Below are 13,027 nucleotides of genomic sequence, written 5' to 3'. Positions count from 1 at the left end.
GAGCCGGCTGGCATGGCTCTCAAGAGAGGCTTCGATGGCGCGCAGGCTCTGTGCATCCGAAAGCTGTGCATAGAGCATCGCCACAAACTGATTTTGCGTGCTGAGCCGCCGCACCCGCTTGTTGGCCTGAAATCTCTCCACAAGTCGGTCCAGCACGCGCCACGGCACAAGGTTCAGAATGCCGTGAAATACTGTATTGTGGTGGCGCATGGCGGGACTTNCTCTCCGTGTCTCGAACATTTGGCGATGCTCAAGACCGCAGAAGAATCCACGCCATGCGCCCTGTCCACCAAATTTAAACCGGACAGCCGTGGGCTTGTCCCGGCCATCCACGATCTTGTGGTGGGCGCAGAAGGCGTGGATGCCTGGGACAAGCCCGGCCATGACGAGCAAGGTCTAGCAGCTTTCGTAACAACGTATGCCTGTGGTCATGAGACCTGGCGTCAGGACCGCCGCGCGATCTTAAACGATCTTAAAACGGACTCTCGCTCAATCCCGGCACATCGGCGGGCCGAGGGCCGGGCGCGGGCCAATGGAAACGCCGATCCTTCTCGGCAATCTCGATGTCGTTGATGCTTGCCTCTCTGCGCCGCATCAGGCCGTGTTCGTCGAATTCCCATTGCTCGTTGCCGTAGGAACGATGCCACTGGCCGCTCGCGTCGTGCCACTCATATTGAAAGCGCACCGCGATACGATTGCCGTGGAAGGCCCAGAGATCCTTGATCAGGCGATAGTCCAGCTCCTTCGCCCATTTGCGCGTCAGGAAAGCGACGATTGCGGCGCGGCCTTCGAGAAACTCCGAGCGATTGCGCCAGCGGCTTCCTTCCGTATAGGCGAGCGCGACGCGTTCGGGATCCCGGGAATTCCAGGCATCTTCCGCCATGCGCACCTTTTGCACGGCGGTTTGTTCAGTAAAGGGCGGCAGCGGCGGGCGTGACATGATGACCTCGGAAAGCGGATCGGGATGCCCTAACGTATCGGCAGGATTTGAGAAGTCGATGGCTCGTTCTCTATCGTGCCATAGCTAAGCCATATCGGCTTTCAGAACTGCACGGAGTGCCTTCGGTGTGGGATGTGCCCGCCCCTCGCTGATGAAGGCGACGCGCACCTCGGCTTTCACCAGCAAATCCTCACCGCGCCGTACCTCTTGCGCCAGGGTGATGGAGGCGCCCTTCACCGCGACCGGCCAGGTGAGGACGTCGAGCACGTCGTCCATCCGCGCCGGCCTGAGATAGTCGATCCGCATCGAGCGCACGACAAAGGCAAAACCGGGCGCCTCATTAGGGCGATGGAAGATCATAACATGAACAAAATGGGCTCTTTATCTTTGCCCTTCCATAGCGAGCCGCAGCGACTTAGGAATGCGCTGGGCCTTTCCGCCTGAGATAAACGCCACGCGTACACGTGCCGTGACCAGGAGATCGTCCCCCCGCCTGCATTCCTGCAGCAAGGCGATCGACGCACCCCTCACCTCTTGCGGGACCGTGACGACGTCCAGCAGGTCGTCCAATAACGCCGGTTTTAGAAAATCGATTGTCATCGAACGAACAACGAATGCGAAGCCGGGCGCATCGTTGTTCGCTTCTTTGAGCAGCGCTTGCTGATTGGTTCCGAGCAGGCGCAAGTAATTCGTTCTGCCGCGTTCCATGAAGCGCAGAAAATTCGCGTGATAAACAATCTGACCGGCGTCCGTATCCTCAAAATAGACGCGGACCTGCATGTGATGGCGTCCGTCGCGAATTTCGCCGTCAAGAGAGGCTGTCACGGTGCGGTTTCCCTTAAAGGTTCCGGGAACCGATTGTCTTGCACACACGTGCTTTTCTGAGCAAGCGCCAAAAATCTTGAGCTTGGCGCCTGCGGCCGGAAGCTCCAGCACCACGCCGCGTGAGTGCATCATAAGCATTACGCCGGCATCAATACGTCGCCAAGCGCGGCTCTCGCGCAGACGTCATCCGAACTCGACGCCAGCCGGTTTGACACCCGACAAAGAGCCCAACGTCTGGATAAGCAAAAGTGTGGGGAAGTTGGTAGCGGCGAGCCGCGCGCATCGGTCCAACCGTATGCGAGCTAGACGGACCAATCCCGATCGTAAATAGATCGAGTACGCTGATTGGGCTATTTGGAGGTCGGCGCGACGCGTTAGAAGTGACGGCTTGTTCGCTGGTCTTGGGCATAAGCGCGCACCTCATCAAGTGATTGATTTCGAATGCACCCCATCTGTCGATTTGCCTGAGAGTATTATCCCGTCGGCGGGTGCCAAGGGCACCTCTTTCCAGATGTTAGTCCGTCGCTACGGTCCTTGTTGCCTGAGAGTTTCCGGGGCGGTTGCTCCTTCGGCGTCGGCCTGAGCCGATCTCCTCCGCAAACGACCTCTTCGATAACCGAACTCCTGAGCACGCGAATTTAAATTCGTCGCCCTGCTCCTCCAGTATTCTAGTATTCGGCTAACTGGCATGCAATATCGGCGAACGCAGTGGGAGCGGCGTTGACGACAGGATCGCCATAGAACCTGACGATCCGGATCCGGTTGCAGTCCGTGCCCCGAACGAGGTGGGACACGGTAGTCAGGCGCACGTCTTCGATGTCCAGCAGTTGGTGGACCATGCTGATGCTCGATATGCTCTTCTTTGTTGGGAGTTTAGCCTCCGGCTGAGGCGAAGCTCCGCGAATGCCCCCGAAGCGGCAACTTAGCCAGAGTGAGTGGATAACCTCACGCCCATTGGCCAAGCCGATCATCCTTTGCTCAGGAACTAGTATTGCGGCCATCTACGCGATCCCGTCTTCTTTTTTGGATGAAGCCGAGTCCGGAAAGGATGTTCATGATCAGGTCAGGCGCGATCTCGTCGCCGGCAACGAGGGGCAGATGTCTGCGACTATGCGAGAAGATTCATCGACATCGGAGAAAGCGACGCCACAAGGGCTTGTTGCTTCGATCCATCCGATTGTTGTTGTTTGACAACAATTCATGACGTTGTTAGTGTCACCCCACAACCTGATTGAATAATGACCTTGATACGTGACCAGAGGTTGCGGGTGTTTCACGCGGTAGCTTTGAGAAAGAGCTTTACCGATGCTGGTCACGATCTCCATCTCACCCAACAAGCGATCTCTTTCCACATTCGCTCCCTTGAACAGGAGCTTGGCGTTCCGCTTTTCAACCGCAACCATCATTCAGTGCAATTAACAAAAGCAGGAATAATCCTATTTGCACATGCGGAAAAAATTGTCGCCCTTTATGGAGAAGCCTCCCGCTCGCTGGCGGAGCTCCGGGAAGAGAGCACACTGCGCTTGCGAATAGCCGCGACAAATTCCATTGCAAAATATGCAATGCCGGCTGCAATAAGGACCTTTCAAAGCAGACATCCAAAAATTCAGATTGTGCTTGAGGTCGGGAATAGCACGCGCGTCATTGAATATCTTAATCAAGGTGTGGTCGACGCCGCACTTGTTAGCGATGGTGTCCCAATTTCCTCGAATTGCCGCGTAACGCCACTTTGGCGGGAGCAGATCGCATTCGTAGTCTCACATGAACATCCCTGGGCTTCTCGGGAGGAGCTTTCGATAGATGACCTATTGGCTACCCCAATCATCATGCGGGAGAAGGGGTCCGGAACACGAGCGATCCTCGAACGCCAGCTTTCTGCTGTGAGTTTGTCGTTCAACCACTTAAAAATCGCGCTCATCGTCGGAAGCCCGGAGGCCGTAAAGAAAGCGGCTCAAGCTGGCGTGGGAGTTGGCATACTGTCCACGCTGCGCGCTCGCCATAGCATCTCCTCACACGACCTGGTGCTGAAGAGAATCGATGGCTTTGATCTGACTCGCGACTTTTATGTTGTGAGGCCGCAGAATGGGTCCGCGGCCCCTATGCTTAATGAGTTCGTATCGATCGTCCAGGGAGCTATGGCCTAACGGCGCTACCCGAGGCGGCGATATTGAGGCCCCACATATTTTGCTTTCGGGCGGATAAGCCGGTTGTCCTTGATTTGTTCGGCAATATGCGCGCTCCAGCCAATGACGCGGCTGCAGGCGAACATGGGAGTGAACAATTCAGTGTCGATTCCGAGGTCATGAAGGACAGCGGCGGAATAGAAATCCACGTTAGGCCATAGCTCTCTCTGTGCCTGAACCGCCCTATTCATGGCGAGCAATATCGGGAGAATGTCACTCCCGCCCTTTCTCTCCGACACGCTCTCAGCCATCGCTCGCAGCAAGATCGCTCTCGGATCGATGCGGGAGTAGTCAGCGCAAACACATTGTTTTTTCTCTTTCACAAGCCGATGTTGTAGACAGCAAAACGCTTTTAATTCGTTTCAGGCGCCAACTCATTTGACTGCGCAAGGACGTCCTTGTCCTAGCCACCGGCACACAAAGATTGCCGATAGGGCCATCAGTCTCTTCTGTTGGAGATGACATCAAGAAAGCCCTACCAACGACAGAAGCAACGTTGGAGGCCGGACTGATGCATGATGCCGTTCATCTCGTAACGTTCGAACAATACTGCCTTGTGGCCGTGATCTCATTCATCGCAGCCGTTCTCGGGGGTGTTACGGGATATGGCACAGGGTTAATCCTTCCGCCCGTTCTCCTGCCGATCGTGGGTCCAGAAGCGGTAGTGCCCATCATCAGCCTTTCTGCGCTTATGACGAATGCAAGTCGGCTGATCGCTTTCAGGGACAAATTTGACGTGCGCAATGCCATTATGTTGGCAGCCTGTGCGCTACCAACCTGTGTTGCGGGCGCTTTCGTCTACACAGTACTGAGCGGAAAGGTCGTAACGATTATCATCGGTCTAGCGCTTATCATCTTGGTTCCTTTACGGCGGTTAGTGAACAAGGCTGAATGGACGCTCGCTACGTCGGGAGTTGCAGTGGCAGGGAGTGGATACGGGCTTCTCGTTGGAGCGACGTCAGGATCCGGCGTGGTCCTGCTTTCGATCCTTCTCGCTGCCGGTCTTCGAGGCTCAGCGGTCATTGCAACCGATGCTGGCATTTCATTGTTTCTCGGGCTAGCGAAGACAGCGGTCTTTCAGACCGCCGGCGCCCTTCCTGCGTCCGCCTGGATCATGGCGATTCTGATTGGGGGTTGCGCCACACCAGGCGCTTTCCTCGCAAAAAGGCTTACCGCCGATTTGCCGATCCACATACACACCAGCATTCTAGACGGCGTAGTAATGCTTGGAGGAGCATTGCTGGTGATTCAAGCCTGTTGTGACGGAAGATAAGCTACGGGACTTATGGAGACTCTACGATGACCAAGGATAGAAAAGCCAATGCAAAAATACCTTGCGAGACAAGGATTGTCGCACAGCTATTGGTCATATATTTTCTCTTGCAACTATGCATGATAGCTGCAGTACGTCGGTTAGATCCAGGCGCTATCAACTCCCTTTTGGGGTGGGGCGTCATGACGCCGACTTGCCAGCTGAATTTGTTTGACGGCAACGTTGTCGACCAGTCTGGTCATACCGATATTCTTATATTGATTTCCGGTGATGGCGAATGCCATTCGTCGACTGCCTTGCCGAGCGCTACCAACGACCTCGCGACGCCGCCCCCATCCGAGTTGGAGATCTAATCGTAACTCGGCAGCCGGCCATCAACTCCAACTTGAACGCCGGAACGAGCATACTAGCCATGTGTCGCAACCCAACTCTGGAGAACCCGTTGCTGCATTTTGTCAGATAGGCGCGCAGACAATGATGCCTACGGCTATGTGAAAATGCGCGCCGACAGAACACGACCGCCTGAGTCGCTGGATATTCCCCAGGCGCCTAAGGAAAGTGTCTCGGGTGTTTTGAATGCCAGTCGGTTGCTCGTTGGAAGGCAGCGCCAGCTTGCAAAATGGCCGCCTCATCAAAGTGCGCGCCGATGAGTTGAATTGCGATGGGAGCGCCTCGGTCATCGAACCCCCCTGGAAGAGTCAGCGTTGGACTTCCGGTGCTGTCGAAGACGCAAGTGAAGCGGAGCAAATCCCCAAGGGGAGACTCTTGAAGAATGTCGGCTAAAGCGGCGGTGGCCGGCGTCGGCCAGATGGTCACGGGCACGAGAATGATGTCGACTTTATTGAACTGGGTGCGAAGACGATTCGAGAATTCCAAGCGCGCTTGGTGAGCGGCAGCAAGATCCATCGCTGTGCTGCTGCGTCCTAAATCAATAAGTGCCGATAGTGCCGGTCCGTAACTTTCGGATTTCGACGGGTATGTTGCCGCATGCGCCAACGCCGTCTCGGAAGAGCATAGAATCGGCCAAGTCGACGCCGCATTGCGCCATTCGGGAAATGACATTTCTTCGACAACCGCGCCAAGGTCCTCGAAGACTTTGGCAGCTGCCTGCCAGACCGACACGATGCCAGGGTCGACGCCGTCGGTCGCGTAGGCTCGCGGCAGTCCAATCCGCATCCCCGCAACGCTGCGCAAAGCTGCGGCTTCGTAATTTTCGGCTGGATCGTGCACAGCGGTCAGATCGGCGGGATCTGCGCCGGCAATAGCTCCGAGCATGATAGCACAATCGACAGCCGATCGCGCCATTGGCCCGACGTGATCAAGAGAAGGAGCTAATTCGAAGACGCCGTGGCGGCTAACACGCCCCCACGTCGGCTTAAGCCCTGTCACGCCGTTGGCCGCGCTGGGAAAGCGGATCGAACCACCGGTGTCAGAACCGAGCGCGCCAAACGTCAAACCGGCAGCCGTGGCAACGCCCGATCCACTTGAGGATGCGCCGGCATATAGCTCCGCACCCCAAGGGTTTTTAGGAGCTGCGACTGTAGGGTGGTGCTCTGTCCAGGCCTGCTCCGTCGTTTTCAGCTTTCCGAGCGAAATAGCGCCCGCCGCCTCTAGCCGTCGCACTGCAGTCGCGCTGTAAGTCGGCTGAAAGGACTTGTGTATCGCCGTACCAGCGGTCGTCAGGGCAAAATCCGTGTAGAAGATATCCTTGTAAGCCAGCGGTACACCGTGGAGAGGACCACGCCACTGTCCAGATCCGATTTCCCGCTCTGCATGTTCGGCCCGCTCTAGTGCGCGCTGCGCGGTTATCGTTACATATGACTCCAACAGCGGTTCCAGGGCGTCGATCCGATTGAGCATATGTTTGACGAGTTCAACCGGGGAGATGGTTTTCGTCCGAAGTGACACGGATAACTCTGAAAGCGTTAGATAGTGCATCTCATTCTCCGTTCTCAGGCGACCAATAGCCGCTCCACCCCAAGAAACTCCCCAGGAGTTTTTGAGAACGATGTCGCGGTATCTCTTAGGCGCCTGAGATCATCTGTCCGCAGGGCAAGGACAACCTGTAGTCAGATCGAGCAAGTACCTCAATTGACTACCGATTGGCGCATGCTACCTTCGAGCGGCTCGTCCCCGCGTTCCTATTTAATGTTGATCTTGTAGCGATTTGGGCTTCGGGGGGCATCGGCAATATTGCCGATGGTGGCCCGTCCGCATGACCCGCACCCAGCGGAGGCCATGCGATCGTCAGCCGAGGAATTGGGTGTCGACAGCCGAGCCATACTTGGCGCGCAGCTTGCATAAAGACAAACTATACCAGGGAGGATTGGGGTATGACACCGCACATCCGGGACATTACATCGAGCGAGCTGAAGCTCTTTGCGACCATCGTCCACCGCCTGCAACGCCTGAGAGCGCAGGATGACGTTCGACGGGCTGTCCTCGGTGACCTCGTCAAGCTCCTTCGTGCCGACGGCGGCTCCTCTTGCACCTGGCAAGAGAAAGATCAGCGATTTTGCGGATCAATCTATGTGGGCGCCGCACCGGAAATCCCATCGCTCTACGATGATTGGTACCAATTCCATGATCCTATAACCTCGCGTTTGCGAGCGGCGCGGCGAGCCACGATAGTCGATGAAGTCTTGGACCGACGCGAGCTAACCAAGACCGAATTTTATAACGACTTCCTGCAACGCGACGCGCTCGAATGGGGCATCAATATCTTCATGTTCGATCAACGTGAAAGCGATCTGGGCGATTTTCGAATTTGGCGGCGACGCGGAAAGACAAACTTCGACGACCGAGAGAAAGTGTTGCTGGACGTCATAGAACCGTTCGTCCGGTCTGCCTTGTTGCGGGATCACTCTCATAGCGAGGGCCTAACTGCACGAGAACGCGAAATCACTGAACTTGTAGCGCGAGGATGCACGGACCGGGATATCGCTCGCATATTGGGCATTAGCTTTGGGACCGTACGAACCCACATCAGTCGAGCGCTCGACAAATTCGGCTGCGCGAATCGCGCAGAATTGGCGGCAGCCTTTATCAAAGCCACTTGAGCAGAGCTTTTTCACTCATGAATGCGCGCAAGCAGGACGAACAGCAGACGGGTGGCTCTGAGGAACCGCTGCTGCCGAAACTTGTGCCCCCGATATCAAGTCAGAGGCCGCTTGTCCGACTATCCGAACATCGATGGCGTCATCGCCCTGACGCACAAGGGAGGGTGCGGGCTCGATGCGAAAGTCGATGGGATTCAGTCACTCCAACGATGTATCGCCGGATATGCTGCCCATCCTCCCCTCTTCGCCCAGATGTCCAATCTTCCCCGATCCGCGGACGAGGTCATCATTAGGTCGACGATTCTGCGGAGGCGGATATCGGTCGGCATCGGCAAATGAAGATCCTCGACCTGTGCCGCCGCGAGTTCGTCGAGAAGCACCGCCACTAGACGCGAGTTCGTACCGCCTTCCTCATAGAGCGCAGGCAGGCTCGCCGAGCGGACCAGAAGCTCGCGCAGCAGCGGCTTCACCGACACTGCGCAGCAGACCAGCGGCAGGCGCGCGTGGCTACGCCGACAATTTCCTCAACGTCTCGCCAGCATATGGCCACTTCCTCTACATGATCGCGCGTGCCTGCAAGGTGGCCCATCGAGAACCAGTTCGATGTGGTTCGCGCAACTTTTACGGACGGGACCAACGTGCCCCGCATTCCACCGGTTCGCGTGGGTGGGGGCTTGTTTTGGCGTGATGACAACTGGTTCGCGCGCATCAATCTGCTGCACGCTTTTGCGCAAAACGACATTGCGGTTATCGGTGAGATGCCTACTGCAGGCTATAACCTCCTAAGGGCAGAGGTCAGCTACAGGAGCAAGCTCGATCCGTCCTGGTTCGGCGCCCGCGAAATGCTCGTTGGCCTCGTCGGCACCAATCTCTTGAACGAGAACATCCGCAACTCCGTATCGTACACAAAGGACGAAGTGTTGTTACCCGGGATCGGTGTGCGGGCATTTGCCAACTTCAAATTTTAGATCGATCTAGCACAGGAGACTAACCACCATTGGAATGGAAGAGAGGTTCATCAGCCTACGTCCGCAATCTGTCGGTGATGTCGGTCGACAAGCTCGAATAGTAGCTATCGACAAGACGTTCGTATGAAGACGTTGGCGTCCATTTGGCTCAGCGCCAAGTTGCTCGGGCTGCGCCGCAACCTGCTCACGCCGCTTGCACGGCGAACAGGCCGTTCGGGGAATGTCTCCAGCCCCCGGGTGGCCTGCGGCGAGGTTTTGTGTTTGTGTGACGTCCGCTAGCGCACCCAGTGGTCAAAATCTGACGCTTGATATCACCTTGAAGGGCCGCACGGAGATGTCCCATGGCAGTAAAGCGGATTGTTGCCAACGTGGCCGCCGACAGAATCGACGCTGCGAAGGCATTCTATGGCGATGCCCTCGGGATGACGGTTGTCATGGACCTGGGATGGATTTTGACCTTCGCGTCCGATGGCAGCGCCGCACCGCAGATCAGTGTGGCGAGTGAAGGTGGCTCTGGAACGCCGGTGCCCGACATCTCCATTGAGGTGGATGACCTCGCCGAGGTTCACCAGAGGATGCAGGCCGCAGGTTTCAGCATCCAATATGGTCCGGTAACCGAGCCTTGGGGCGTAACACGCTTCTATGTCCGTGATCCGTTCGGGCGCTCGGTCAACATTCTGGAGCATTCCCGGCAAGGGCAATCCGGGAACCAAGTGTCAGATTTTGACGACTAGAATGGGTCGGTTACCTGCGCCGCCGAAGTGCATAGCGGCGCTCACGCACCGCTTGTGCCGAGCCTCCAAACCGGGATGCCGAGCCCCTTCTTCCGAGATGCTCGAAAGCTTTATTGAGGCGAAGCTTCAGCGCACCAGACAATCTGGCAATGAAAGAGGGTGCTTGCATCGCTTTGATTTTTCGTGAAGGCGGCGCTCAAAATGCGTGCGATGCGCAAACATCGCGTTTGACGGCCACGAAAGATCGAAGATTACCACAGCATTACAACTTGAGCTGGTCCGTGCAGGTCGACAACAATGGTCCCTGCAAGCTGAAGAAGTTGCAGATCTTCGTCGGAGTCACCGAGCCAAGACGACAACGCGATCGCTTTCAAATTCCGGCATCTTCCGCGCGCTGAGTGAGTATCGCCTGCAAGGCATCTCCAGCGGCAGCGTCGCGGGCGATATCGAGAGCAGCGCGGGCTGCCACTGTGGTGGATGCGAAGCCCTTGATCTCTATCCGACGGCGAGCGCACGTCAGAGCATGCTCGACAGGACTGTCAAATTTCGAATCGCTCTCGTTTAGATGCGTTCTACTCGAAGATGTATCACGCCACACCTACACTGCCGGCGAATTTTTCCGTCTCGTGTTGAACGAGATGGTGTCGCCTCCGGGAGTGCATGTTGAGCGATCTTACCTTGTTACGGACTGCGAAGATGACCATTGCATTTGTATCGCTTCTGCCGAATGCTGATCCCTCTCTGGCGCAACAGGCAGGCCCTTCGCCATCAATTCCTGCAGCGTCGGGTTCTGAAAACGTAGGGTCGCCCGCCATACCCGAGCGTTCGTCGCCAGGCTCTCAGCAAGCGCTTCCTGCCGTCGTCGTAACCGCGCCGCGCCAGCGAGCGACCGCGCTCCAGCAACGCAAACCGTCGCCGGGATCGCGAGTCGGATCGTCACGGCAGGCAACGAACCGCGAGAACGTGGCAAAGCCGCGCATTGTTCCGTCTGTAGGCGCGGAGCGGGCGGCGTTGCCGCCCACCTACGCCGGCGGCCAGGTCGCGCGCGGGGCGAGGTTAGGCTTCCTTGGCAACAAGGACTATATGGCGACGCCGTTCAGCCTCACGAGCTACACGGAGCAGACAATCCGGGACCAACAGGCCACGAGCGTCGCCGAGGTCCTGACCAACAGCGACCCGTCGGTCCGCGCCGCCATCGGCAGCAGCAACCGATACGATGCGCTGACCATTCGAGGGTTTCGGGTGGAGAATAGCGAGGCTGCGTTGAACGGGCTCTACGGTCTGGTTCCGAATTACCGGATCAACCCAGTGCCGATCGAGCGTATCGAGTTACTCAAGGGGCCGGCTGCATTCCTCTATGGAATGGCACCGCAGGGTAGCATCGGCGGCGCCGTGAATGTCGTGACGAAACGCGCTGGTGACGATCCTCTGACGCGCCTTACCGCGGGCTATCTGTCCAACGCCCGCTTCGGGACCGAGCTCGACGTGGCTCGCCGGTATGGCGAGCAGAAAGAGTGGGGCGTTCGCTTCAATGGCGCCATCGATGGTGGGAATACAACGATCGATCGGCAATCGGTCCGCGACGGGGTGGGTTCGCTGGGCGTCGACTATCGTGGCGACAGGTTCAGGTGGTCGGCCGACGTCATTTACCAGGATGACTGGATGCGGGCTGCAGCGCGCGGTTACACGCCATTGCCTGGGATTGCGATACCTAATGCTCCGGATCCCAGAATCAACCTGGCCCAGCCGTTCGACTATGCCAAGGCGCAAAGCGTCACTGGTCTGACCCGCGCCGAATACGACCTGAGCTCCAATGTCACTCTGTTCGGCGCCATTGGCGCCAATCGGTTCAGCTTTGACAAGCAGGAAGCGCCGGGCGCGACGCTTCTCGATTCCGCGGGCGATGCGCGGTCGACCTCACAGTTCCAGATCGGCAAATCGGAGGCGGTTTCCGGCGAAGCGGGAGTGCGGTCCCGCTTCGACACCGGCCCGATCGAACATGAGGTCGTCGTCAGCGGCAGCTCGCTGCAGCGGACGAACTGGCTCGGGCAGACCAATTATGGAAGCTACTTGACCAATATTTACGCCCCGACTTTGCTCGCGTGGCCGGGGCCTCCGGTATCTTCCTATCCAGAAGCAAAAGCCAGCACGCTCGACCTGCGAAGCGTCGGGGTGGCGGACACGCTTTCGATGGCGAGTGGCCTCGTGCAATTGATTGTTGGTGCGCGGCAGCAGCAGGTGGTGTCGAGCAGCTTCGATCCGGTTAGCGGTCTCACAACCACCCATTACGACGAAAGCGCGACCTCGCCCTCCGTGGGCCTGGTGGTGAGGCCGATCCAGCAACTGTCGGTCTACGCCAACTATATCGAGGGCCTGACACCCGGCCCGACGCCGCCCTCTGGCGCCGCCAACCCGAATCAGGTGTTCGCGCCATTCAAGACCCAACAATATGAAGTTGGCACCAAGCTTGATCTGGGTCGTTTCGGTGCCAGTCTCGCCGTTTTCCAGATCAGCCTGCCGAGCGGGGTGATCGACCCTGTCACCAAGATTTTCAGCCTCGACGGCGAGCAGAGGAATCGCGGTATCGAATTGAACACGTTTGGCGAGGTGGCATCCGGCGTCCGAATCCTTGGTGGCGTAACGTTGCTCGATGCCAGACTCACTAAAACCGCTGGGCATCTCAACGACGGCCACTATGCGATCGGCGCCCCCGACCTGCAGGGCAACCTCGGGGTCGAATGGGACACGCCCTTCCTGCCCGGACTGACGGCGACCGCGCGCGCCATCTACACAAGCAAGAGCTACGTCAGCGCCGACAACCTACAGGACGTCCCAAGCTGGACCACATTTGATATCGGCGCGCGCTACGCGACCAAGCTTGCCGGACGGCCAACCACCTTCCGGGCCAGCATCACGAACGTGCTGGACAAGCGCTACTGGATCGCCAATCCGACCGGCTACGTCATCAGCGGCATGCCGCGCACGCTTTGGCTTTCGATGTCTATGGATTTTTGATCCCCATGATTGGCAGTTGCGATCGAAATG

At 57.5% G+C, this 13,027-nt stretch carries 16 protein-coding genes, 3 pseudogenes and 1 riboswitch; of the genes and pseudogenes, 10 read left to right on the top strand and 9 right to left on the bottom strand.

What is annotated here, in order from left to right; translation table 11 throughout:
• From F758_RS51410 to F758_RS49405, 6 genes and pseudogenes are all read right to left on the bottom strand, one after another.
• Positions 1-210: DUF4372 domain-containing protein (locus F758_RS51410; RefSeq protein ID WP_024507782.1), on the bottom strand; the 210-nt coding region annotated here is incomplete at its 3' end.
• Between the two features lie 262 nt (positions 211-472).
• On the bottom strand, positions 473-940 hold the full coding sequence (locus tag F758_RS0110210; protein WP_024507781.1) for a nuclear transport factor 2 family protein: 468 nt from the start codon (positions 938-940) through the stop codon (positions 473-475).
• Between the two features lie 84 nt (positions 941-1,024).
• Positions 1,025-1,300, bottom strand: coding sequence for a hotdog domain-containing protein (locus F758_RS0110205; protein WP_024507780.1), 276 nt, complete (start codon positions 1,298-1,300; stop codon positions 1,025-1,027).
• Positions 1,301-1,321: 21 nt separating this feature from the next.
• On the bottom strand, positions 1,322-1,765 hold the full coding sequence (gene ybgC / locus F758_RS0110200; RefSeq protein ID WP_024507779.1) for a tol-pal system-associated acyl-CoA thioesterase: 444 nt from the start codon (positions 1,763-1,765) through the stop codon (positions 1,322-1,324).
• A gap of 259 nt (positions 1,766-2,024) precedes the next feature.
• Positions 2,025-2,174, bottom strand: a pseudogene (locus tag F758_RS47445) (serine dehydratase beta chain); the annotation flags it as partial.
• A 109-nt stretch (positions 2,175-2,283) separates the two neighbouring features.
• Positions 2,284-2,372: riboswitch (glycine riboswitch) on the bottom strand.
• Positions 2,373-2,433: 61 nt separating this feature from the next.
• Positions 2,434-2,604 carry a hypothetical protein gene (locus tag F758_RS49405; protein ID WP_157449935.1) on the bottom strand — a complete coding sequence of 57 codons (171 nt, stop codon included), beginning with the start codon at positions 2,602-2,604 and terminating at the stop codon, positions 2,434-2,436.
• A 115-nt stretch (positions 2,605-2,719) separates the two neighbouring features.
• Here F758_RS49405 and F758_RS49400 point away from each other — a divergent pair, with 115 nt between their 5' ends.
• Together F758_RS49400 and F758_RS43520 are read left to right on the top strand one after the other, a co-directional pair.
• The gene (locus tag F758_RS49400; RefSeq protein WP_157449934.1) at positions 2,720-2,956 is read left to right on the top strand and encodes a hypothetical protein; all 237 of its coding nucleotides are present in this window, start codon (positions 2,720-2,722) and stop codon (positions 2,954-2,956) included.
• Between the two features lie 47 nt (positions 2,957-3,003).
• Positions 3,004-3,909: a LysR substrate-binding domain-containing protein gene (locus tag F758_RS43520; protein ID WP_024507777.1), complete on the top strand. Its 906-nt coding sequence runs from the start codon at positions 3,004-3,006 to the stop codon at positions 3,907-3,909.
• 5 nt (positions 3,910-3,914) lie between these two features.
• On the opposite strand, the gene F758_RS0110180 is transcribed toward F758_RS43520, so the two are convergent.
• Positions 3,915-4,271, bottom strand: a complete 357-nt coding sequence (locus F758_RS0110180) for a citrate/2-methylcitrate synthase (protein WP_157449933.1) — start codon at positions 4,269-4,271, stop codon at positions 3,915-3,917.
• Positions 4,272-4,459: 188 nt separating this feature from the next.
• On the opposite strand from F758_RS0110180, the gene F758_RS0110175 reads away from it, so the two are divergent.
• Entirely contained in the window at positions 4,460-5,221 is a 762-nt protein-coding gene (locus F758_RS0110175) for a sulfite exporter TauE/SafE family protein (RefSeq protein WP_024507775.1), read from the top strand.
• Positions 5,222-5,247: 26 nt separating this feature from the next.
• Positions 5,248-5,574 (top strand): hypothetical protein, encoded by a 327-nt coding sequence (locus F758_RS0110170; RefSeq protein ID WP_157449932.1) that lies wholly within the window; start codon positions 5,248-5,250, stop codon positions 5,572-5,574.
• 196 nt (positions 5,575-5,770) lie between these two features.
• On the opposite strand, the gene F758_RS0110165 is transcribed toward F758_RS0110170, so the two are convergent.
• Positions 5,771-7,159 carry an amidase gene (locus tag F758_RS0110165; protein ID WP_024507773.1) on the bottom strand — a complete coding sequence of 463 codons (1,389 nt, stop codon included), beginning with the start codon at positions 7,157-7,159 and terminating at the stop codon, positions 5,771-5,773.
• 395 nt (positions 7,160-7,554) lie between these two features.
• Between F758_RS0110165 and F758_RS0110160 the strand changes: the two genes are divergently transcribed.
• Both F758_RS0110160 and F758_RS53185 read left to right on the top strand, forming a co-directional pair.
• Positions 7,555-8,280 (top strand): helix-turn-helix transcriptional regulator, encoded by a 726-nt coding sequence (locus F758_RS0110160; protein ID WP_024507772.1) that lies wholly within the window; start codon positions 7,555-7,557, stop codon positions 8,278-8,280.
• A 21-nt stretch (positions 8,281-8,301) separates the two neighbouring features.
• Positions 8,302-8,460 (top strand): annotated as a pseudogene (locus tag F758_RS53185) (hypothetical protein); the annotation flags it as partial.
• Between the two features lie 14 nt (positions 8,461-8,474).
• On the opposite strand, the gene F758_RS51650 reads toward F758_RS53185, so the two are convergent.
• Entirely contained in the window at positions 8,475-8,750 is a 276-nt protein-coding gene (locus F758_RS51650; RefSeq protein WP_349542516.1) for a hypothetical protein, read from the bottom strand.
• A 111-nt stretch (positions 8,751-8,861) separates the two neighbouring features.
• On the opposite strand from F758_RS51650, the pseudogene F758_RS0110150 reads away from it, so the two are divergent.
• From F758_RS0110150 to F758_RS0110135, 4 genes and pseudogenes are all read left to right on the top strand, one after another.
• A pseudogene (locus F758_RS0110150) lies at positions 8,862-9,248 on the top strand (TonB-dependent receptor); the annotation flags it as partial.
• Positions 9,249-9,589: 341 nt separating this feature from the next.
• A complete protein-coding gene (locus tag F758_RS0110145; protein ID WP_024507769.1) occupies positions 9,590-9,982 on the top strand; it encodes a VOC family protein in 393 nt (130 codons plus the stop codon).
• 149 nt (positions 9,983-10,131) lie between these two features.
• Entirely contained in the window at positions 10,132-10,380 is a 249-nt protein-coding gene (locus F758_RS0110140; RefSeq protein ID WP_024507768.1) for a hypothetical protein, read from the top strand.
• 613 nt (positions 10,381-10,993) lie between these two features.
• Complete coding sequence (locus F758_RS0110135; RefSeq protein ID WP_024507767.1) at positions 10,994-12,997, top strand: TonB-dependent receptor; 2,004 nt, start codon at positions 10,994-10,996, stop codon at positions 12,995-12,997.
• Positions 12,998-13,027 lie beyond the last annotated feature (30 nt).

This window comes from Bradyrhizobium sp. ARR65 (assembly GCF_000472385.1).
In the GTDB taxonomy this organism is placed as follows: Bacteria; Pseudomonadota; Alphaproteobacteria; order Rhizobiales; family Xanthobacteraceae; genus Bradyrhizobium.
Note: the sequence above shows the minus strand (reverse complement) of the source record. Positions and strands in the feature narration are given on the sequence as shown.